Origin of the sequence: Micromonospora cremea (assembly GCF_900143515.1) — a bacterium.
GTDB lineage: Bacteria > Actinomycetota > Actinomycetes > Mycobacteriales > Micromonosporaceae > Micromonospora > Micromonospora cremea.
In genome coordinates this window covers 740,271-760,340 of sequence record NZ_FSQT01000001.1, presented here as the reverse complement: position 1 = coordinate 760,340, position 20,070 = coordinate 740,271, and the positions used below count along the sequence as shown (strand labels likewise).

Genomic DNA, 20,070 nt, shown 5'->3' with positions numbered 1-20,070 from the left:
AAGATCCCGCTCACGCACTGACCCCTTCGACCAGCTCGGGGACGGACTCCGCCGCCCAGTTGGCGACCTGGAGCGCGTCGCGACGAAGTGCCCGCAGCCGCTTCATCGCCCCGGTCGCGCCCCGGCCGAAGTAGTCGTGCAGCGTGCGGTACTCAGCGAAGAGCTGGTCGTATACCGCGGCAGCCGTCTCGTTCGGGGTGTAGACCGAACGGTCGACCGCGCCCATCGCGGCGGCGGCGGCGCGGATGTCGGGATACGCCCCGGCAGCGAGGGCCGCATGGATCGCCGAGCCGAGCGCGGGACCCTGCTCGCTCGCGATCGTCGAGATCGGCAGGCGCAGCACGTCCGCGTACGTCTGCATGAGCTGCGGGTTCTTCAGCAGCCCGCCGGCGACGATGAACTCGGTCACGGGCACACCGGCGGCGGCGAAGGTCTCGACAATGACCCGCGTGCCGAACGCGGTCGCCTCCAGCAGCGCCCGGTAGCCCTGTTCGGGACGGGTTGCGAGGGTCTGCCCCACGATCACGCCCGACAGTTCGTGGTCGACGAGCACCGAACGGTTACCCGAATGCCAGTCGAGCGCCACGAGGCCGTGGGCGCCGACGGGCTCGGCGTACGCCAGATCGGTCAGGTGCTGATGGATGCTCTTGCCCGCGGCGGCGGCCTCGTCGTGCAGGCGCCCGGGCACCTGGTTGTTCACGTACCACGCGAAGATGTCGCCGACCCCGGACTGGCCAGCCTCGTAGCCGTACAGTCCCGAAACGATCCCGCCGTCGACGACGCCGCACATGCCCGGAACCTCGGCGAGCTGGTCGTGGCTCATCACATGGCAGGTCGAGGTTCCCATGATCGCGACCATCTGGCCGGGCCGGACGGCCTGGGCGGCGGGCGCGGTGACGTGCGCGTCGACGTTGCCCACCGCCACGGCGATGCCCTCAGGCAACCCGGTCCACGCCGCCGCCCGGGCGCTCAGGGTGCCCGCAGCGTCCCCGAGCTGTCCGATCTGGTGGGCGACCTTGTCGTCGGCGAACCCCGCGAAGTCGGGATTCAGCGCCGCCAGGAACTCCCGGCTCGGGTACGCGCCATCCTGATAGATGCCCTTGTAGCCGGCCGTGCAGCCGTTGCGCACGTACATGCCGGTCAGCTGCCATACGATCCAGTCGGCCGCCTCGACCCAGTGCTCCATCCGGGAGTAGAGCTCGGGGTCCTCCTCGCACAGCTGTAGTCCCTTCGCGAACTCCCACTCGCTCGAGATGAGACCGCCGTAGCGCGTGATCCACGGCTCGCGCCGGTCATGCGCCAGGGCGTTGATGCGGTCCGCATGCGGCTGGGCGGCGTGGTGCCGCCACAGCTTGACGTACGCGTGCGGCCGCGCCGCGAACTCGGGCAGGTCGCTCAGTGGGGTCCCGTCGGCGAGGGTGGGCACCATCGTGCATGCCGTGAAGTCCGTGCCAATGCCGATCACCTCGCCCGGATCGACTCCGGAGGCAGCGACCGCGGCCGGCACCGCGTGCTTGAGCACCTCGACGTAGTCCTGCGGCGCCTGCAGTGCCCAGTCTGAACCGAGCTGCACCCGCCCTGCGGCGGCCGGTGCGGCGGTGAGGACGTCGTCCATGACGCCGTGCTCGTACTCGTGGACGGCCGAGCCGAGCTCCGCTCCGTCCGAGACGCGGACCACGATCGCCCGGCCGGACAGGGTGCCGAAGTCGACGCCGATCACGTACCGCTCTTGAATACCACCACTCTGTACCTTCACCCGGCCACCTCCGTCAACGAGTCCCGAACCTGCACGATCGTTACCGTCCTCACTCGCGTCTGCGTGCGGTCAGTGCTCGCTGCAGCAGCACGAAGACGAGCAAGATGCCACCGGTGATGATGGTCGTGGCCTCCGGCCTGATCCCGCCGTCCCGGGTGATCAGCACGTTCATCAGACCGAGAACGAGCGCGCCGACCACCGACCCGAGGACGTACCCCGCGCCCCCGGTCAGGAGCGTGCCGCCGATCACGACGGCCGCGATCGCGTCCAGTTCCCAGCCGATGCCCGTGATGTTCTGCGCGATACCCAACCGCGAGGTGTAGACGACCGCGGCCAGGCCGGCGAGCGTTCCGCTGATCGCGTACACCCAGAGCTTGGTGCGTACCACGGGCAGGCCCATCAGCGCGGCGGACTGCTCGGAGCCGCCGATGGCGTAAACGGTGCGGCCGGTTCGGGTCCGGTGGAGCACGAAGAATCCGACGACGACGACGAGGACGGCGATCAGCACGCCCGGTGTCAGGACCAGGTCATTGACCTTTTCGCCGTCTATGATCTTCAACTTCGTCGCCAGCGATCTGATGGACGAGTCGTCGGCGAGCCGTTCGGGTGTGGTGCTCAGTGTCGAGGCGAGACCGCGGGCGAGGAACATCATCGCGAGGGTCGCGATGAAGGGCTGCACCTTGAAGTACTGGACCAGGACGCCAGACGCGACACCGAAGGCCGTGCCGATCCCGATCATCAGCACCATCACGACCCACGGGTTCCACCCGGCGTTGGCCAGGAGCAACCCGGCGACGCTGGAGAACGCGATCACGGCGCCCACCGACAGGTCGACTCCGCCGGTCAGGATGACGAACGTCATGCCTACCGCGATGATCACCAGATGGGCGTTGTTGATGAGCAGGTTCGACAGCGTGTTGTACTGCAGGATGCGCCCGTAGGCGAGCTCGCCATAGATCATCATGGCGATGAAGATCACGACGGCCGCGAGGGTCGGCACGGTGGTCAGGTTCGTCCGCCACGTCCGCGCCGCGACATCCGTCAGCCGACCGATCCGTGACTTCGTCTCCGCCCCGGGGGGATCGGGGAGCATCGTGATGGTCATGCGGTCACGCTCTCCTTAGGCGCGCGAGCCTTAGGCGCGCGAGCGGTTGGTACGGGGCGCTGCGTGAACAGATTTCGTACCCGCTCGGACTGAAGTAGGCACAGCACGATGATGACCGCCGCCTTGAAGGCGGGCGTCGCCGAGGAGGAGACGCCGAGGAACACGATCGTCTTGTCCAGCGTCGCGATCAGCAGCCCACCGACGACCGCGCCGCCCATGGAGAACTTGCCACCGGCGAGCGAGGCGCCGCCGATCACCACGGCGAGGATTGCGTCCAACTCGAGCTGGTATCCGGTCCTGGAAACGTCGACGGTCATCACGCTCGCCGTCGCGAAGACACCGGCGACCCCGGCCAGGATGCCGCTGACCGCGTAAACCGTGATGAGCAGGCCGCGCGGTCTGATCCCCGCCATCCGGCTGGCCTTCGGATTGATGCCGATAGCCTCGATCATCAGACCGAGCGCGCTGCGGCGGACGACGACAGCAACGATGACCACCACCACGACGGCAAGCAGCACCACAACCGGCAAACCGATGACGTATCCGTTCGCGATCCATCGGAACGGTCCGTTGGAGGCGGCTGTGTTCTGCCCCGAGGTGATCACCTTCGCCAGCCCACGGCCGGCAAGCATCATGACGAGCGTCGAGATGAACGGCTGAAGCCCGACGACGGAGACCAGGATGCCGTTGACGACGCCCAGCAGCGCACTCACCGCCAGAGCCAGGCCCAGTGCGCCGAGCGCCACTCCGCTGGAGGTCGAGTCACCGCTCGCCTTGAGGAACTCCATGGAGACCGCGCCGGCGACGACCATGACGGAGCCGACCGACAGGTCGATCCCACCGGTCGCGATGACCAACGACATGCCGACCGCGATCATCAGGATCGGCGCGGATGCCCGAAGGATGTCGAGGAGGTTGCCCACCAGGTTGCCGTTGGCCGAGTTGACCGAAACCGCAAGGAAGGATGGGTCCTTGAGGACGTTTACCAGGAGGAGCAACAGGATCGCGATGATCCCCCAGAAGTAAGGCCGCCGGATCAGGTCTCGCCCCCCCGCGCCGGTCCGCCTCTCTGTCGTACTCACGCGGTGCTGTCCTTCCCGTCCGGATCGATGATGTCGCTTTCGAGAGCGGCTTCCCCATGCGCGGCGATGATGTCGACGACCTCCTGGGCGGTGACATCGGGTCCGTTGATGATCTCCCCGATCTTGCGGTGGTCCTTCAGGACGACGATGCGATCGCTCAGCCGAATCACCTCCTCGAGCTCGGAGGAGATGAACACGACAGCGACGCCGCCTCCGGCGAGCTCCGCGACGCTCTCCTGGATCTCGGCCTTGGCGCCCACATCGATCCCCCGGGTTGGCTCGTCGAGTATCAGGAGCTCCGGGTTCGTCGCGAGCCAACGGCCGAGCAGTACCTTCTGCTGGTTGCCGCCGGAGAGATTCTTGATCGGCCGCTCGGGGTCGGCGGGTCGCACGTTCAGGGCAGCCATGTATTTGCTGACGATCGCGTCCTGCTCACGGCGCGGCAGCGGCCGCGCCCACCCTCGCTTGGCCTGAACAGCCAGGATGAGGTTTTCGCGGACGGTGAGATCGCCGAGGATGCCTTCGTCACGGCGGTTTTCGGTGGAGAACGCGATGCGGTGCTCGAGGCCGTCGACCGGGGTGTGGATCTCGGACTTCTTTCCGTCGATCTCCACCTCGCCGCTGTCCGGCCGGTCCGCCCCGTAGAGCAGCCGAGCGAGTTCGGTGCGACCCGATCCGAGTAGCCCGGCGAACCCGACGATCTCGCCCCGATGCAGGTCCAGATCCGTGGGCTCGATCGAACCCGTCCGGCCGATCCCGGTCGCCTTCACGAGGGGGATGACGGTCCGGTCGCGCTCCTGGGTCTGACGGTTGGATCCCAAGGACTTCAGCGCCGCGAGATCCTTGCCGATCATCTTCGAGATGAGCACGGTGCGGTCCAGTTCGCGGGTGAGGTACTCGCCCTCGTACTTCCCGTTCCGCAGCACCGTCAGGCGATCACTGATCGCGTACACCTGATCGAGGAAGTGCGACACGAAGAGGATCGCCACCCCCTGGTCACGCAGCCGGCGGATCACCCGGAACAGCCCGTCGACCTCGTTCGCGTCGAGGCTCGACGTGGGCTCGTCGAGGATGAGCACCTTGGAGTCCGTGACCATCGCCCGGCTGATCGCCACCAGCTGCTGCATCGCCAGCGAGACACTGGAAAGGGGTCGGCGCGGGTTGAGATGCCCGAGCCCCAGCTTGGCGAGCGCTTCCGTCGCCGCCTTGTTGGTGGCCCGCCAGTTCACGCCGATCCGGCCGCGCACCTCGTGTCCGAGCATGACGTTCTCACCGATCGTCAGGTTCGTACACAGGTTCACCTCCTGGTACACGGTGGAGATGCCCGCCGCCTGGGCGTCGGCGGTGCCGTTCAGGCGCCGCCCCTGCCCCGCGATCAGGATGGACCCGGCATCGATCCGATAGACGCCTGTCAGCGCTTTGATGAGAGTGGACTTGCCGGCGCCGTTCTCACCCATCAGGGTGTGGACTTCCCCCTGAAAGAGTCGGAAGTCGACGTTGTCGAGCGCCTTCACCCCGGGGAACGCGATGGAGATGCCCTGCATCTCGACGATCGGTGGTGATCCTGTCATTTTCCCTACCTCGCAGCTGCCGCCTGCAACCACCACGATCGACTCGCAGTGGTGATGTCACGCGGTGCCGGGGCCTCCCCCGGTTCGGAAGGCCCCGGCACCGCCGGCCCAGATCGGGGCCGATCGGGCGCCGCCCGGAACTAGTACTTCCGGCTGGGCAGCGCCGTCTTGGCCGCATCCGGCGAGTTGAACGTCAGGCTCGGCACGATGATGTACGGCTCGACCTTGTCACCAGCGAGAACCTTCTTCACCGCGTCCAGGGCCGTCTCACCGAACAACGGGTTGTACTCCGCGACGAAGCTCAGCTTGCCGTCCGCCAGCGCCTGGACGGCGTTGTGCGTGCCGTCGATCGTGGCGATCTTCACGTCCTTGCCGGGCACCAGGCCAGCCTCCTCGACAGCGAGGACAGCGCCGAGGCCCATCTCGTCGTTCTGCGCGAAGACGAGCTGGACGTTGTTCTTGTTCGACTTGAGCACCGTCTCGAAGACGCTCTTCGCCTCCTCCGTCGACCAGTTGGCCGTCTGCGCGCCGAGCTTCTTGAACTCGGTCTTCGCGCCGATCGTCTCGTTCCAGCCACGGTTGCGCTCGTTGACGACGGAGACGCCCGCGGGCCCCTCGATCACGAAGTAGTTCGCCCCCTGGGGGAAGGTCTCCGCGGCCCATCCGGCGACCGACTTGCTGACCTGCAAGTTGTCGGGCGCGATGCGGGTGGCGTAGAGGTCGGTCGCGTCGGGCTCGATGCCACGGTCGATCAGGATGACGGGAATCTCCGCCTCCTGGGCGCGCTTGAGCGAGTCCTCCCAGCCCGAGCCCTCCGTCGCCGACAGCAGGATGACATCCACGCCCTCGTCCACAAAGGACGTGAACGCGTCGATCTGCGACTTCTGGTCCAGGTTCGTAGCCGGGGCGTACTTCAGGTCGAAGCCGGCCTCCTTGGTGAAGGTCTCCTGCATGTTGGCCTCGTTGGCCTGCCGCCATGCACCCTCCGGACCGACGGCCACAAAGCCGATCGTGGTCAGCTCGTCGCCTGCGCCGGTGTCGTCTCCACCGCTGGAACACGCCGACAGGCCAATCGCCATGACTCCCGCGCTAACGACGCTGAGTAGCCGGCGGAATCTCCTGTTCCTCGCCATCTGGTCTCCTCCTCAAAATCGGCTCGACGCAGTCCCGAGCCGGGTGGTGGTCAATATCGTGCAGTCGCGTTCGGTGTGCGCTGACAAGCGAGCAGATGTTATCGCTAACACTGTCGGGACACAAGCCTCATTGGAATCGGTTGAAATGACGGGTTCGTGCGACCGATAGGAGCTGTAACCGGGAGTTGCCAGTTCGAACCGGAGCACGGTTACTGCGCCGCCCAGGGACTGCGCGGCGTGGTTGAAATAGCGATTGCTGCCCACGAAATTGCCGGGCGTTATTGAGCGTCAAGGCGTTTGCCCAGCGGAATGTGGGCGATACCGCGGCCCGGTCGACTCGAGTCGATCGGGCCGCGGCCTTTGGTGGGCGGATTCGACGACGGCCGGTGTCTCCTATGGAGCGAGTTCGTTGTTCGACCGGGCTGCGTGGGAGACGATGAGGTCATTCTCCGCGGCGGTGAAGACGCCCGCATCGAGGAACTCCTCGGCGATGCGGGTGACGGTGCTGACGAACTGGCCGTGATTCTCGAAGGGCGCCTCATCCCAGACCAGGTCGAGGAAGGTCGGGCCGTCGGTGCCGGGTGAGGTGATTCCCTGCACGGGTACGTCGTAGTTCGGCAGGCCGTCGTTGCGCTTGTGGTTCGGTACGCCGGTGTCGACCGACCCGAACACGATCGTCGGCTCGATCCGCCGGAAGTACGACGAGGCGGCCTGGGTGTCGCCGATGTGGTACGGCCGCAGGTTGAAGCCGTGGGTGGTGAAGAGCAGGTCACCCCCCGCCGTGGTGCTGGCCTGGGTGATCGCCGCGCGGGAGTAGTCTCCGTCGCGCTTGAGGTGGCGGTAGAGGGACAGTTCGCGGTAGTTGCCGCTGCCGGGGTTGCCGAGGATCTGCATGAGGAGGGGCCCCCAGAAGATCGACTGCGTGTCGGGACGGTCGATCGCCCGTTCGATCCGGATGCTGAACGGCATCCGGATTTCGATGGTGTCGCCCGGCGCCCAGGTACGGCTCAACGTCAGGTAGCTGGCGGGTTTCGCGTCGACGTCCTGGCTGACGCCGTTGATGGTGACGTGGAAGCCCTTCTGGACCCAGCCCGGCACCCGCAGCTTGATGTCGAGCGGCCCGCTGCCGTTGACGGTCAGCTTGGTGTGGTCCTCGCGCGGGTAGTTGGTCTCCTGAGTGACGACGAAGCCCTTCTCGGCCCAGGTGAGGGTCGACGGTACGTACAGGTTGACCCACAGGGTGTTGCCGTCGGCGGACTTGAAGTAGACCGTCTCCTGGTACTTGGTGTGGTTCTCCAGGCCCGTCCCGCCGCAGCAGGTCCCGGTGTTGCCGTAGCTGCGGGTGATGCCCGGGGTCAACGGTTGGAAGTAGGTGACCTGTGGGTTGCTGACGCTGGTCGTGTCGGCCCGCGAGCCGGCGATCTGGTTGAACAGCCCCCGCTCGTAGTGGTCCATGTACGCCGGGTCGTGCTCGTGCAGGAACAGATTGCGGGCCAGCTTGAGCAGGTTGTACGCGCTGCAGGTTTCCGCGCCGCCCTGGGCGATCGAGTTCGCGATGTTGTCCCGGTTCTGGAACAACTCGGTGTTGTTGTTGGAGCCGGGGTAGTTGCCGCCCAAACCACCGTGTGCGTACCTGCGGTGCGGCACGAGCATGCCGAAGAAGTTCTTGGCGGCCTGGAAGTACTCGGGGTCCCCGCTGTGCTCGTAGACACGCATGTAGCCGACGAACTGCGGCATGTGCATGTTGACGTGCAGCCGATCCGGGCGGCGCCGACCGGGCCTGGTGGCCGGCGTCGTGACCAGGATGTCGCGGTTCTCGACGCAGGCGTCGAAGAGCGACTCGCGGTTGTCGAAACGCTTGGCGGTGTCCAGGTGCTTCGCGTCGCCGGTGAGCGCGTAGATCTCGGGGAACACCTCGTTCGCGCCGCCGGACTCGCCGGCGATGTAAAGGTCCCACATGTAGTTCAGGTTGTCCCGGGTGATCGGGCCCGCGTACGCGGGGTGGTTCTTGTCCCCGATGGTCAGCGCGAGGTGCGCCCAGTCGGCCATCTTGACCACGACGTCGAGGGCCTTGTGGTTGTCGGTGTGGTAATACGCGTCGAGCAGACCACGCATGATCTTGTGCTGCGTGTACCACGGCGCCCACGTGTTGGTAGCCGCGTTGCCGCCGTAGACGGCCCACCGCGGCGGACCGAGCCGCAGCACCGTGTCCTCCGGCAGCGCGCCCAGATAACCCGGGTGGGTCGGCACCCAGTCGGCGGCCCCGCTGCTCTGGGCCACGACGATGCCGCCGTCCCGGCCGTTGGGCGAGGCGTCCTTGATCGCGGTACCGCCCTGCTCCTCGAACCGGTACCAGGCGATCGACCCGCCGGCGGTGCTCCCGGTCGGCGAGTCCAGCATCGACTGGACCTCGGCCTGGCTCAGGGCCCGGTCGAAGATGTGGAACTCGTCGATGCTCGCGTCCAGGAACGCATCGCCGTACTGCGACCGCCCGATCCACCGGTTGCCGGGGTTCCCGAGGTTGGCCGGGCTGAGGGTCATGTTCGTGTTCTGGCCGGCCTGCTGACCGTTGACGTACAGCGTGCCAGTCTGCTGGGTGAGGGTGACGGCCAGGTGCACCCACTGGTTGGTCGGCAACGCCGCGTTACCGTCGATCCGTTGCTCGCCACCGCTGCCGCTGACCGTGATCGCGAACCGCGGCACGTTGCCGGTGACACCGGCGCGCGGAGTCAGGAACATGTTGACCGTGGTGTTCTGACCGAAATCGAACAGCCGGCTAAAGCTCTGGGTGGAGCCGAGGTTCACCCAGGTGGCGATCGTGAAGTCGGCGAGCTGGCTGATCGCCTCCTGCGGCAGGGTCACGTGCTGCGCGCGGCTGGGGCCGTTCAGGCGCAGCGCGCTGCCGAAGCGGCCCGGCACCCGGCCGATCTGCGGCTCCTGCGGCTCCTCATCGCCCGGACCACCATCGCCCATCCGCGCGGTGATCGCGGCCTGGCACGCCGCGAGCTCATCGACCATCCAGTCGAGCTTGCTCTTGAAGATCGGCTCGCCAAGGTCGGCGTAGCCCTGCGCCAAGGCCGTCATGAAGTGGCCGGCCCAGTGACCGCTGAGCAGACCACCGTCCTCCCAGCCCCCCGGGACGGAGACGCCCGCCGGGTTCGGCCGACCAGCCTGGTTGTTGAACAGCACAAGGAAGCGCCGCTCGTCGAACTGCCGGAGCCAGGCCTTCATGCGGTCACGCTTCTCCTGGAGCAGGCCGTCGCCCAGCTTCACGTCCCGCAGCTGGAACGGCCTGACCGGGGCGGTAGCGCCGGGGCCGAGATCGGCCGGGGTCGCGGCGAGCGCGGTCAGGCCTGCTGTCGCCTCGACGGCTGGTGCCGCCTCGGCGGCTGTCGCCGGCAACGCGCCTGCGGTGGCCGCCGCGGCCACACCGATGGCTGATGCCTGAAGAACTTTGCGCCGACTGATGGGGCGCTTGTCGGGTTGGGTCACTTGGAATCGTCCTCACATGTCGGTCCGTACTGACCGCTCGGCCAGCCTCTTGCTCGCGGTCGATCCGCTTGATGGATGGGCCTCGGCCGGGGTGGTCAGCTGTCATGCCGGACGGAGGTAGCGATGACCGAGCGAATGATGGGCCCGGATGACAGCGGTCGGCCAGTAGCGGGCGGGATGCCGCTGGGCGTGTTGGGGTAGTCGTTCAGGGAGTTGTCGACGGTTGGCCCCCGTGGCGGTCCGTCTCGTGTGCAGGTGTCATGCGTGCGGCGCGAGCCCGGCGACTGCAAGGAGGGACGCCGCGGTGCTCGGCGCGTTCCGCCCTCCAAGCCGTGACAAGGCTCGTCGATGGGTTGGCGCTATCTCATCGAAGCTCCTCCACTAAACCGTTGTGCTGGCCCACAGACGCCGGTGCCCGCGGCGGCCCACGGAAGGCGCTGAGTCAGCGGCGGGGGGCCTTGATCACCAACCAATGTGAGCGCTAACTCTAAGGTCGGCAGTGCCGTCGGGCAAGCAAAAACTCTCGATTGACACGTGCCGGAAAGATCTCTATGTTAGCGCTCAACCGGCCTGGCTGGTCGGCCGTCAGCCGTCCGCTCCGAAGCCAGACGTACGACGTGGTGACCAGGCGTGCGCCATCCGACAGGATGCGCAAGGCGACCGGAGCACACAGTGCACTTCCCGCTCATGGAGGCGACGTGGCCACCGAGTTCGGCGTCTCGGAGTTGTGGGATCCGGTGGTGCGCCGTGACCCGCACAGGTTCTACGACCGGGTGCGAGCCACTGGCAGGCCGGTCCTTCAGATCGATCCCGCAGGCAACCGGTTCTGGGTGATCGCCGGACATGCCGATGTGCTGGAAGGGCTGCGTCACCCGGCGATCGGACACGAGGTTCACCGGCGTTGCCCCGGCGGTAGGCAACCCGCCTGGCACGAACTGTCGGAGGTAGCGAGGATCGAGGCCCGCCAGCTCATCAGCCTTGATCCGCCCGACCACACCCGCCTGCGAGGGCTGGTCAGCGGCGGCTTCACGGCACGGGCAGTGGCCCGGTTGGAGCCGTGGATCAGCCAACTCGCCGACCGGCTGGTCGCGCGGGCGCGCCAGCAGGGACGGATCGACGGGATCGCCGACCTTGCCGACCCGGTGCCGGTCAACGTCATCGCCGAGCTAATCGGCATTCCGGAACCGGACCGGCCACAGTTCCGCGCCTGGTCGGCGGCGATCGTGTCGGCCAGCATCGACAGCTCGGCCGCCACGCTGGCATTCGCGGCATACCTCGACGAGCTGGCGGCCCGGCGGCGGGCCGTCCCCGCCGATGACCTGATATCGCAACTGGTGGCCCACGAGGAACAGGGCGACCGACTCGACCGGGACGAACTGGTGGCGCTGGTGCAGCTGCTGCTCATCGCCGGCCAGGAGACAACCGTCGACCTGATCAGCAACGGCATTCGACTCCTGCTCACCCATCCCGACCAATGGCAGGCACTGCGGGACGATCCGCTGCTGGCGGCAGCGGTGGTCGAGGAGACACTCCGGTTCCGGGGCCCGGTCGAGATCGTGCCACCGCGATTTGCCCTCGAGGACGTCGAGATAGCTGGTGGGCGGATCCCTGCGTTCGACCGCGTGGGATTGTCGTTGTGGGGAGCCAACCGTGACCCCACAGTGTTCGACCGGCCGCACGTGTTCGACATCCACCGCACCGACGTTCGCAAGCACATCGCCTTCGGGCACGGGATCCACTTCTGCCTCGGCGCCCACCTGGCCCGGCTGGAGAGCCGGATCATGTTCGAACGAATCGCGCAACAGCTTCCTGACCTGCGTCTCGCGGTCGATCCCGCTGTTCTTGACGGCTTTCGTCTACATCACGACGGACTGCCGCTGGAGGTTTGAAGCGGGACGCTCGGTCACGCCGTCCCGCGCACACCAGCGAACACCACCGCACAACGGGAGCTGCTGACCACGTTCATCGCGGCCGCCCGCTCGGGCGACATGACCGCGCTGGAGCGGCTCTTCGCGGCGAACGTGACCAGCCTCTCCGACGGCAACGGCGCGTTGGGCGTCGCCCGCCGGCCGCTGGCGGGAGTGGTGCGCGTGGCGAAGTTCCTGATCGCGATCACGTGGTTCTGGGACGGCCTCGACGTGGGGTGGGCGAACACGAACGGCCAGACCTCGCCGTGCTGCGGCGCGACGGCACCTTGGCCGCCGTGCTCATGGTCAGCGCCTCGATCGAGGGCATCACGTGCTGTGGATAATGAACCCCGAGAAGGACCTCAGCGGTGTCCGGACTGGCCTGATCCGCCGACGTCACAAACCAGCGCGCTACCTGGTCATATAGGTGTCGAGTGCGAGAGAAACAGAGGACACCGTGCGAACGATTCTGGTGGCCGGCGGCGGCTACGCTGGCTTCTACACGGCCTGGAAGCTGGAGAAGAAGCTTCGGCGGGACGAGGCACGGGTCGTCGTGGTCGATCCGCGCCCGTACATGACGTATCAGCCGTTTCTCCCCGAGGTGCTGGCCGGATCGGTCGAGGCGCGACACGCCGCGGTGTCGCTGCGCCGGCACCTACGCCGGGCCACGCTCATTTCGGGTACGGTCGTCGCGGTCGATCATGCACACCGGACGGCTACTGTGCAGCCGGCCGAGGGTCCAGAGTTCGCGCTCGGCTACGACATCATCGTCGTCACCGCCGGCGCGGTGACCCGCAAGCTGGCCATTCCCGGCGTGGCGGAGCAGGCGATCGGTATGAAGCACGTCGAGGAGGCGGTGGCGATCCGGGATCGGCTGCTGACCGCCTTCGACCGGGCCTCGACGCTCGAGCCGGGGCCGCTGCGCCGGCGGCTGCTCACCGTGACGTTCGTGGGCGGTGGGTTCTCCGGCGTCGAGGGCTTCGGTGAGCTGCTGTCCCTGGCGACATCGCTGATGCGGGCGTACCCCGAGCTGAACCCTGCCGAGCTGCAGTTCCACCTGGTGGAGGCCCGGGACCGGATCCTTCCCGAGGTCTCCGACGGACCCGGGCAATGGGTAGTGCGGTCGCTGGAGAAGCGCGGCGCACGCATACACCTCAATGCCCAATTGATCTCCGCGCGCGACGGTCACGTGGTGCTGTCGACCGGAGAGGAATTCGACTCCGATCTGATCGTGTGGACCGTCGGCAACGCCGCCAATCCGATGGTGCGCAGCCACACCGATCTGCCCATCGACGGGCGCGGGATGCTGATCGTACGAGCCGACCTGCGGGTCGGCACCGAGAGCGAACCGGTGCCGGACGCCTGGGGTGCCGGCGACGACGCGGCGATTCCGGACCTTGCCGTGAGCCGGCCCGGCGCCGTGACGGTGCCGAACGCCCAGCACGCCGTGCGGCAGGGAAAGCTTCTGGCGAGGAACATCGTGGCCACCCTCCGCGGGCGGAAGCCGAAGCAGTACGTGCATCACAGCCTCGGCACCGTCGCCACGCTGGGCCTCGGTCGGGGCATCTTCCAGTACCGGGGCATCGTTATCAAGGGGCTGCCGGCCTGGCTGATGCACCGGGGGTACCACGTCCTCGCCGTACCGAGCTGGGAACGGAAAACCCGGGTGCTGGCGGTCTGGCTGACCGCCGCGTTGTTCGGCCGCGACATCGTCTCGCTGGCCTCGGTGCAGGATCCCCGCCGCGCATTCGTCACCGGCGACGAACCGGTGGAGCCACCCGCGCAGCCGCCTATCCGGTCCCAGCATGTTCAATCGGCATGACGATGTCGTGCGCAGGTTCGCCGAGGCCTGCCGGCTAAGGCGTGTTTCATAAGCGGGTCAGAGCCACTCGGTGATGATGGTGATGGTCAGGACGGCTTGGAAGCGGACGGCGAGTTTGTCGTAGCGAGTGGCAACGCCGCGGTGGCGTTTGAGCCGGTTGATGCCGTTCTCAACGGCGTGGCGTAGCCGGTAGAGATCCTTGTCGAACGCGGGTGGGCGGCCACCGTTGGAGCCTTTGGCCTTGCGGTGGGCGTCCTGGTCCTTCTTGCTGGGGATGCAGGCCTTGATCCCGCGTGAGCGCAGGTATCTGCGGTTGCCGCGGCTGGTGTAGGCCTTGTCGGCCAGGACCAGGTCGGGGCAGGTGCGGGGCCGGCCGACACCGAGGCGGGTCACGCGGATGCGGCGCAGGACGGGGATGAACTGCGGGCTGTCTCCACGGTGCCCGGCGGTCACGGTCAGGGAGAGGACCTTCTGTCCCTGCTCGCAGGCCAGATGAGTTTTGGTGGTCAGCCCGCCGCGGGACCGGCCCAGCGCGTGGTCGGCGGGTTCGTCGTGCACACCGCCGGGTGTTTCCTTCTGCAGATGGCCGTCGGTGCGGGCGCCGGCGGCGTGCTGGTGGGCGCGGCTGGTCATCGAGTCCACGCTCACCGTCCAGGCGATCCGGTCCTGCGCGTCGCCGGCCGCCTGCAACGCGGACAGGATCTTGTCCCAGGTTCCGTCACGCTGCCAGCGGCGGAACAGGCCGTAGATCGTCTGCCAGGGCGCGTACTCGCCCGGGACGTCCCGCCATGGGGCACCGATCCGGATCCGCCTCCGGATCCCGTCGATGAGCTGCCGTTTCTCCCACTTCGGCGGACGACCTGTCGCCGGCGCGGCAGGCAACAGCAGGGCCAGAACAGCCCACTGCCTGTCGGTCAGGTCATGCCGCCTCGTCACCGCTACGCTGGGCACGAGGTCTCCGGTATGAAGTTCTTGCTTGGTCGCAGAACCAGATACCGGAGACCTCTTCAGTTATCGACCATCGCCACGCCGTGACTTCGTACGGATCCCTCGACTTACGAAACACGCCTTAGCTTGATCTTTAACCTCGTGGGTCCTGTTGAGACCCCGACCGAGCACGGAAACAGCCCTTGGTTGATGATCTTCTTGTCTAGGGAAGAACATCAATAACCAAGGGCTGTTCTGGTGACCAGTGTGCATGACCGTGGTCCGGCGGGTGTGGTCGGGGAGTTGGACAGGTTCCGGCGGGAGTTCTACGGATGTCTGACGGCGCGGGCTGACGCGTTGTTCGACCTGACGGACGCGGTGTTGTGCGCCGACGGGCCGGTCCGGTCGCTGGTGGAGTTGTCGCTGGTGGGTGAACACCGTCGCGGTCACGGGGCGTTGTATGACGCCCTCGCGTGCGGGCGACTGGACATCGATCGGCTGCGCACCGCTTTGGCGGCGGTGCCGTTGCCGCGGGCAGCCGACGGCCGGTTGGTCCTGGCGGTGGACGTCACCTGCTGGCTGCGGCCGGACGCTCACACCTCACCGCAGCGGATCCTGTGTCACACCTACGGCCGCGGCAAGGATCAGAGCATCATGATCCCGGGCTGGCCGTATTCGATGGTCGTGGCCCTGGAATCGGGTCGCAGTTCGTGGACCGCGCCGCTGGACGCGGTGCGGCTGGCGCCTGGTGATGACGCGGCCACGGTCACCGCTGGGCAGCTGCGGGACATCGTGGGTCGTCTGATCGCGGCCGGGCAGTGGCAGCCCGGTGACCTGGACATCCTGGTCGTGGCCGACGCCGGCTACGACGCGCCCCGGCTGGCGTTCCTCCTGCGTGACCTGCCCGTGCAGATCCTCGCGCGGATGCGCTCAGACCGAGTACTCCGCCGGGCCGTGCCACCTCGGCAGCCCGGGACGATCGGCCGGCCACCCCGGCACGGCGGCGAGTTCATCTTCGGCGACCCCGCGACCTGGGGTGAACCGAACGCAGCCACCGTTGCCGACACCCGCCTCTACGGCACGGCGTGGGCCCGAGCCTGGGACCGGCTGCACCCCCGGCTGACCCACCGCAACGCCTGGATCGACTCGGCGAAGGCACTGCCGGTCATCGAGGGAACCGTCATCCGCCTGGAAGTCGACCACCTACCCAGCGGCGCGACCCCGAAGCCGGTCTGGCTGTGGTGCTCCGGCGTCGACGCCACCAGCGCTGATGTCGACCGGCTCTGGCAGACGTTCCTGCGCCGCTTCGACATCGAACACACATTCCGCCTGTTCAAACAGACCCTCGGCTGGACCTGCCCCAAGATCCGCACCCCGCAAGCCGCCGACCGCTGGACCTGGATGATCCTCGCCGCCTACACCCAACTCCGGCTGGCCCGCGCCCTCGCCGCCGACCTGCGCCGCCCCTGGGAGAAACCCGCACCACCCGAGCGTCTCTCGCCCGCCCGCGTCCGCCGAGGGTTTCGGCACCTGCGCGCGAAGACCACCAGTCCGGCCGGCGCACCCAAACCCTCCCGGCCAGGCCCGGGGCGACCACCCGGCCGCCGCAACAACCACCCCACCCCGCGCTACGACGTCCACATCGCGACCACCACGAACGCCAAGACACCCGCCGCGAAGAAGACGAAGTCCGTCAATCCCCGTCCACGCCGCACAGGTTAAAGATCAAGTTAGGAGACATCGCCGCGCTCCGGGCGGCCCTGGACGCTGACGCGATCGCGGTGTGCGACGGCGCGGGCTGCTGCCCGCCGCGATGAGTCCCATTCACGGCGCGGAAGAGTTGCCCAGATGGCCGCGGTCCTGCTGGACGGGCAACCGGACGCCGAACTGACGATCGAGGCTGTCAACGGCCGTGCCGGGCTGGCCCTGCGCCGCTCCGGCCAGGCTATCGCGGTGGTCGGCATCAAGACCGCCGACGCCAGGGTCGCCGTCCTCGGGATCGCTTAGAGCGTGTTTGAGAAGGTCTGTTGTGGACGGCGTGTTGGCGTGACCCCGAGGATCTTCAGCGGGCAGGGTGGCTCGGGTGTCTGCTCGTCGTGGTTATCCCTCGGACCTGACCGATGCCCAGTGGGCGCTGATCGAGGCGCTGCTGCCGGAGCCAAACACGGACGGGCGGCGGGAAAAGCATCCTCGTCGGGAGATCGTCAACGCGATCCTGTATGTGGTGCGGGCTGGGTGTCCGTGGCGGTATCTGCCGGCGGATCTTCCGCCGTGGCAGACGGTGTACTGGTACTTCACCCGGTGGGAAGACGCCGGCGTGACGGAGAAGCTCCTGGCGGCGCTGCGTATCAAGGCGCGGGTGCAGCAGGGCCGCGAGCCGCAGCCGTCGGCGGGAATCATTGACTCCCAGTCAGTGAAGGGCGCTGACACCGTCGGCCGAGACAGCCGGGGCTACGACGCCGGGAAGAAGGTCAACGGCCGCAAGCGGTTCATCGTCACCGACACCTTGGGCCTGCTGGTCACCGTGACTGTCCTCGCCGCAAGCTGGCAGGACCGCGACGGCGCCAAGACCGCTCTGCTCAGCGCCTACATGGCCGCCCCGATCCGACACGTCTTCGCCGACCAGGGCTTCACCGGACGACTCGTCGACTGGACCCGCGACATCCTGCGCACCACCCTCGAGATCGTCCGCAAGCCCACCGACCAGCGCGGCTTCGCCGTGCATCCCCGCCGCTGGGTCGTCGAACGCACTCTGGCCTGGCTCACCGCCTGCCGCCGACTGGCCCGCGACTACGAACGCCACCCCGAGGTCTCCGAAGCCATCATCCGCTGGGCCGCCATCGCCGGCATCGCACGCCGCATCACCCGGGGTCGACCCGCCCGACGCCCAGCCCGACGCACCTTCATCTGGACCTGATCAGCCCATCTCAAACACGCTCTTAGCCAATTGGCCTGCAGCGGGTTACACCCTGTCCAGCTGATCCTCCCGGACTCTCGTCGTGCCGGATGCCAGCCACCGATCACACAGGCTTGACCACTCGGAAGCGTTCGGCAACGACGAGAGTGTCATCGTCAATGACGGGGGTGCGACCCAGGAACTCGCTCACGCCATCGCTCTGGAAGAACTCTTCGTGGGCTGTTCGCCACTGTGCAACGTCGGAGTAGCCGCGCCCCTCGGCTCGCGCGAAGTCATCGTCGATTTCGTTCATGGGAACGACCCGTACGTCGACGAACTCGATAGTGACGGCCGGACGACCATCGGAATCGAGCACTGAGAACCGCTGGCCGGTCTGCGGCACTGCCTCTCCGGCGTGCTCATAAATTTCCAGGAGGCCCGTGAGCGCGGTCTTCTGACCGCTCAGGATCGCCGCCACGCCACGGTCACGTTCTGGTCCGGGAAAAGCCAGTTCAAGAGTCGGAAGATCGTCATGTCCCATCGGGAGATGGTACGAAACCCGCTCGCGTTGATCAATGCTCATCGCCTCGCTGGCCCCGACACCCAACAGCAGGCAGACTCTGTGAATGCGAATCGCGCGCTGGTGGTGGATCATCGGGGTTACGGCCGTGGTCGCCGTGGTTGTGGCGACCGTGCTCGTCGTCGTACTGCCGCAGGTCATCCGCCCAGGGTGCTCTTTTGACCGCGCGACATTCGACCAGGTGGTGGCGAAGCTACCGGCACCGCCGACCGACTCAGAGGCGTACGACCCGGTCGACGCACCTAGCAAGATCGGCTCGTGTCGCATTCTCGGGTCGTACGGTGTGACGGGCGGCTACATCTTCTACGGCGAGAGCCCTGGCTTCGACGATTCCGGGTGGGGTTACTTCCCTGCTGGTCCGAACGGTGACCTTGGAAACGGTGCCTGGGAGGCGCCGCAGTTCGAACTGATCGAGGGAAGCTGGTACACCTGGACGGCAAGCTGGTAGGCGGCTAAAACAGCGCGGCCCGACGCAGTGGCCGGCGCAGCGGACGTGCCTAAAGGACGTCTCGTAACTCGCTGAAGGTGTTGCCCCGCCCGGGCTTGCGGTTCAGCCGGCGAGGATGATGTTGTGGAGATGGGCGATGCCGGAAGCAGCGTCGGTCAATGTGTGGGCGGCGCGGCGGTAGTCGCGCAGGATCTTGAAGCACTTCATCCTGGCCAGGGCGTGTTCCACCTGTGCTCGGACGGTGCGGTGCTGTCTGTTCAGGTCGGCCTTCCACTCGGGTAGCTCGCTGCCGTCGGCTGGCTTGCGGTACGGGATGATCACCTCTGGGTTGCCGCGGTAGGCGCCGTCGGCCATGACGGGCCGTCCGGCCAGCTTCTGGTCGATGCCGCTGGTGCGGTAGACGATGGTCGTTGCGGTTGCCGGGTTGCGGGTCGCCGAGGGCCACCACGAGGCGGGTGTGGGCGTCGATGGCGACGCCGGCGTGGTCTCCAAGTACTTCTCCTGACACGCCCATCAGCGGGCCCGGGCCCCGGGAATGCCCGGGGCCCGGGCTGAGGACAACGCATGCGGTCGCCGGTTGGCCCGCGGTCCCCGTATCGCAATTACTGAGTGCGCGGCGCCATGAGCAGCCTCTATACGGCAAAGCACGACAGGCCGTTGCCCGATTGCTGGCCGCCCACGTTCAGGCCCGGCCTCAGCGGGTCACGCGCGGGCCCGCGCTGTCCTACCATCGGCTTTTGGCTGCTCTACCTGGCCTCCCGTCCGGGTAGAGCAGCTTGCGGGTTTCGACCAGCTCACTCGGTGGCCCTGGCGTCGGCGTAGCGAAGGAGCGAGGGGCGGGACTGATCCGACCAGTCCGCAACGACCACGTGCTGGGTTTCGCTAAGGGATGTCTCGTAGCTCGGCGGCCGGTCCATGGTGGATCATGTCGGCGTCCAGGTGGTCTCGGCAGCCCACCCGGAGTGGATCTTCCCGTTCACCGGGCTGCAGCCGGTCAAAAACGTTACTGCACAGCGTCTACGACCAACCCGACGCCGCATCCGTGCACGTCCAGTACGACCGCCTCATCGACACCGTGGCCGGCAAGCTGCCCGCCGTCGCGGACCATCTCGAAGCTGCCCGTGACGACGTCCTGGCCTTCACCCGGCTTCCCGAGGCAGATCTGGCGGCAGATCTGGTCGAACGACCCGCAGGAACGCCTCAACCGCGAGATCCGCCGCCGCGCCGACGTCGTCGGGATCTTCCCCGACCGCCATGCTGCCAGACATCTCGATCGACCAGGGACTGGTAGGAGCGGCGGCCCATTGGGCCGGCCAGCCTCTGTCCGGCGGCGCCTGGCCGCAGCTGTTGC

15 protein-coding genes and 2 pseudogenes are annotated in these 20,070 nt (G+C 67.3%); 7 read left to right on the top strand and 10 right to left on the bottom strand.

What is annotated here, in order from left to right; genetic code table 11:
• Window positions 1-10: 10 nt before the first annotated feature.
• From araB to BUS84_RS03400, 6 genes are all read right to left on the bottom strand, one after another.
• A complete protein-coding gene (araB, locus tag BUS84_RS03425) occupies window positions 11-1,756 on the bottom strand; it encodes a ribulokinase (protein WP_074308671.1) in 1,746 nt (581 codons plus the stop codon).
• Window positions 1,757-1,805: 49 nt separating this feature from the next.
• On the bottom strand, window positions 1,806-2,861 hold the full coding sequence (locus BUS84_RS03420) for an ABC transporter permease subunit (protein WP_084757134.1): 1,056 nt from the start codon (window positions 2,859-2,861) through the stop codon (window positions 1,806-1,808).
• The gene (locus tag BUS84_RS03415; protein ID WP_074308669.1) at window positions 2,858-3,943 is read right to left on the bottom strand and encodes an ABC transporter permease; all 1,086 of its coding nucleotides are present in this window, start codon (window positions 3,941-3,943) and stop codon (window positions 2,858-2,860) included. The genes BUS84_RS03420 and BUS84_RS03415 overlap by 4 nt, the downstream gene beginning before the upstream one ends.
• Window positions 3,940-5,514 (bottom strand): sugar ABC transporter ATP-binding protein, encoded by a 1,575-nt coding sequence (locus BUS84_RS03410; protein ID WP_074308667.1) that lies wholly within the window; start codon window positions 5,512-5,514, stop codon window positions 3,940-3,942. Before BUS84_RS03410 ends, BUS84_RS03415 begins: the two co-directional genes overlap by 4 nt.
• 140 nt (window positions 5,515-5,654) lie before the next feature.
• Window positions 5,655-6,593: an ABC transporter substrate-binding protein gene (locus BUS84_RS03405; RefSeq protein WP_208869509.1), complete on the bottom strand. Its 939-nt coding sequence runs from the start codon at window positions 6,591-6,593 to the stop codon at window positions 5,655-5,657.
• A 447-nt stretch (window positions 6,594-7,040) separates the two neighbouring features.
• Window positions 7,041-10,139 carry a beta-L-arabinofuranosidase domain-containing protein gene (locus tag BUS84_RS03400; protein WP_074308662.1) on the bottom strand — a complete coding sequence of 1,033 codons (3,099 nt, stop codon included), beginning with the start codon at window positions 10,137-10,139 and terminating at the stop codon, window positions 7,041-7,043.
• Between the two features lie 527 nt (window positions 10,140-10,666).
• Here BUS84_RS03400 and BUS84_RS03395 point away from each other — a divergent pair.
• On the top strand, window positions 10,667-12,028 hold the full coding sequence (locus tag BUS84_RS03395) for a cytochrome P450 family protein (protein WP_143728201.1): 1,362 nt from the start codon (window positions 10,667-10,669) through the stop codon (window positions 12,026-12,028).
• 14 nt (window positions 12,029-12,042) lie between these two features.
• On the opposite strand, the gene BUS84_RS03390 is transcribed toward BUS84_RS03395, so the two are convergent.
• Window positions 12,043-12,255, bottom strand: coding sequence for a hypothetical protein (locus BUS84_RS03390; protein WP_074308659.1), 213 nt, complete (start codon window positions 12,253-12,255; stop codon window positions 12,043-12,045).
• Window positions 12,256-12,503: 248 nt separating this feature from the next.
• On the opposite strand from BUS84_RS03390, the gene BUS84_RS03385 reads away from it, so the two are divergent.
• Window positions 12,504-13,868 (top strand): NAD(P)/FAD-dependent oxidoreductase, encoded by a 1,365-nt coding sequence (locus BUS84_RS03385; protein ID WP_074308657.1) that lies wholly within the window; start codon window positions 12,504-12,506, stop codon window positions 13,866-13,868.
• 57 nt (window positions 13,869-13,925) lie between these two features.
• Here BUS84_RS03385 and BUS84_RS03380 read toward each other — a convergent pair whose 3' ends face one another.
• Window positions 13,926-14,819, bottom strand: coding sequence for an IS5 family transposase (locus tag BUS84_RS03380; protein WP_074308654.1), 894 nt, complete (start codon window positions 14,817-14,819; stop codon window positions 13,926-13,928).
• Window positions 14,820-15,053: 234 nt separating this feature from the next.
• On the opposite strand from BUS84_RS03380, the gene BUS84_RS03375 reads away from it, so the two are divergent.
• The 3 genes from BUS84_RS03375 to BUS84_RS03370 all read left to right on the top strand — a co-directional run bounded on the left by BUS84_RS03375 (window position 15,054) and on the right by BUS84_RS03370 (window position 17,712).
• The gene (locus tag BUS84_RS03375) at window positions 15,054-16,517 is read left to right on the top strand and encodes an NF041680 family putative transposase (protein ID WP_074308652.1); all 1,464 of its coding nucleotides are present in this window, start codon (window positions 15,054-15,056) and stop codon (window positions 16,515-16,517) included.
• Between the two features lie 126 nt (window positions 16,518-16,643).
• Window positions 16,644-16,802 (top strand): hypothetical protein, encoded by a 159-nt coding sequence (locus BUS84_RS38105; RefSeq protein ID WP_159450971.1) that lies wholly within the window; start codon window positions 16,644-16,646, stop codon window positions 16,800-16,802.
• A 67-nt stretch (window positions 16,803-16,869) separates the two neighbouring features.
• Entirely contained in the window at window positions 16,870-17,712 is an 843-nt protein-coding gene (locus tag BUS84_RS03370; RefSeq protein ID WP_084757132.1) for an IS5 family transposase, read from the top strand.
• A 103-nt stretch (window positions 17,713-17,815) separates the two neighbouring features.
• Here the strand turns inward: BUS84_RS03370 and BUS84_RS03365 are convergent, their stop codons facing one another.
• A complete protein-coding gene (locus BUS84_RS03365) occupies window positions 17,816-18,232 on the bottom strand; it encodes an ASCH domain-containing protein (RefSeq protein WP_074311983.1) in 417 nt (138 codons plus the stop codon).
• Between the two features lie 85 nt (window positions 18,233-18,317).
• On the opposite strand from BUS84_RS03365, the gene BUS84_RS03360 reads away from it, so the two are divergent.
• Entirely contained in the window at window positions 18,318-18,719 is a 402-nt protein-coding gene (locus tag BUS84_RS03360) for a hypothetical protein (protein ID WP_143728199.1), read from the top strand.
• Between the two features lie 102 nt (window positions 18,720-18,821).
• Here the strand turns inward: BUS84_RS03360 and BUS84_RS03355 are convergent.
• Window positions 18,822-19,194 (bottom strand): annotated as a pseudogene (locus BUS84_RS03355) (transposase family protein); the annotation flags it as partial.
• A gap of 522 nt (window positions 19,195-19,716) precedes the next feature.
• Between BUS84_RS03355 and BUS84_RS03350 the strand changes: the two are divergent.
• Window positions 19,717-19,978: pseudogene (locus BUS84_RS03350) on the top strand (transposase); the annotation flags it as partial.
• Between the last annotated feature and the right edge of the window lie 92 nt (window positions 19,979-20,070).

Bases quoted from the DNA above. Each gene is read 5' to 3' on its own strand.
- BUS84_RS38105 (WP_159450971.1), top strand. From the start codon at position 16,644: ATGGCCGCGGTCCTGCTGGACGGGCAACCGGACGCCGAACTGACGATC.
- BUS84_RS03410 (WP_074308667.1), bottom strand. From the start codon at position 5,514: ATGACAGGATCACCACCGATCGTCGAGATGCAGGGCATCTCCATCGCG.
- BUS84_RS03420 (WP_084757134.1), bottom strand. From the start codon at position 2,861: ATGACCATCACGATGCTCCCCGATCCCCCCGGGGCGGAGACGAAGTCA.
- BUS84_RS03365 (WP_074311983.1), bottom strand. From the start codon at position 18,232: ATGGGACATGACGATCTTCCGACTCTTGAACTGGCTTTTCCCGGACCA.
- BUS84_RS03405 (WP_208869509.1), bottom strand. From the start codon at position 6,593: ATGGCGATTGGCCTGTCGGCGTGTTCCAGCGGTGGAGACGACACCGGC.
- BUS84_RS03360 (WP_143728199.1), top strand. From the start codon at position 18,318: ATGCGAATCGCGCGCTGGTGGTGGATCATCGGGGTTACGGCCGTGGTC.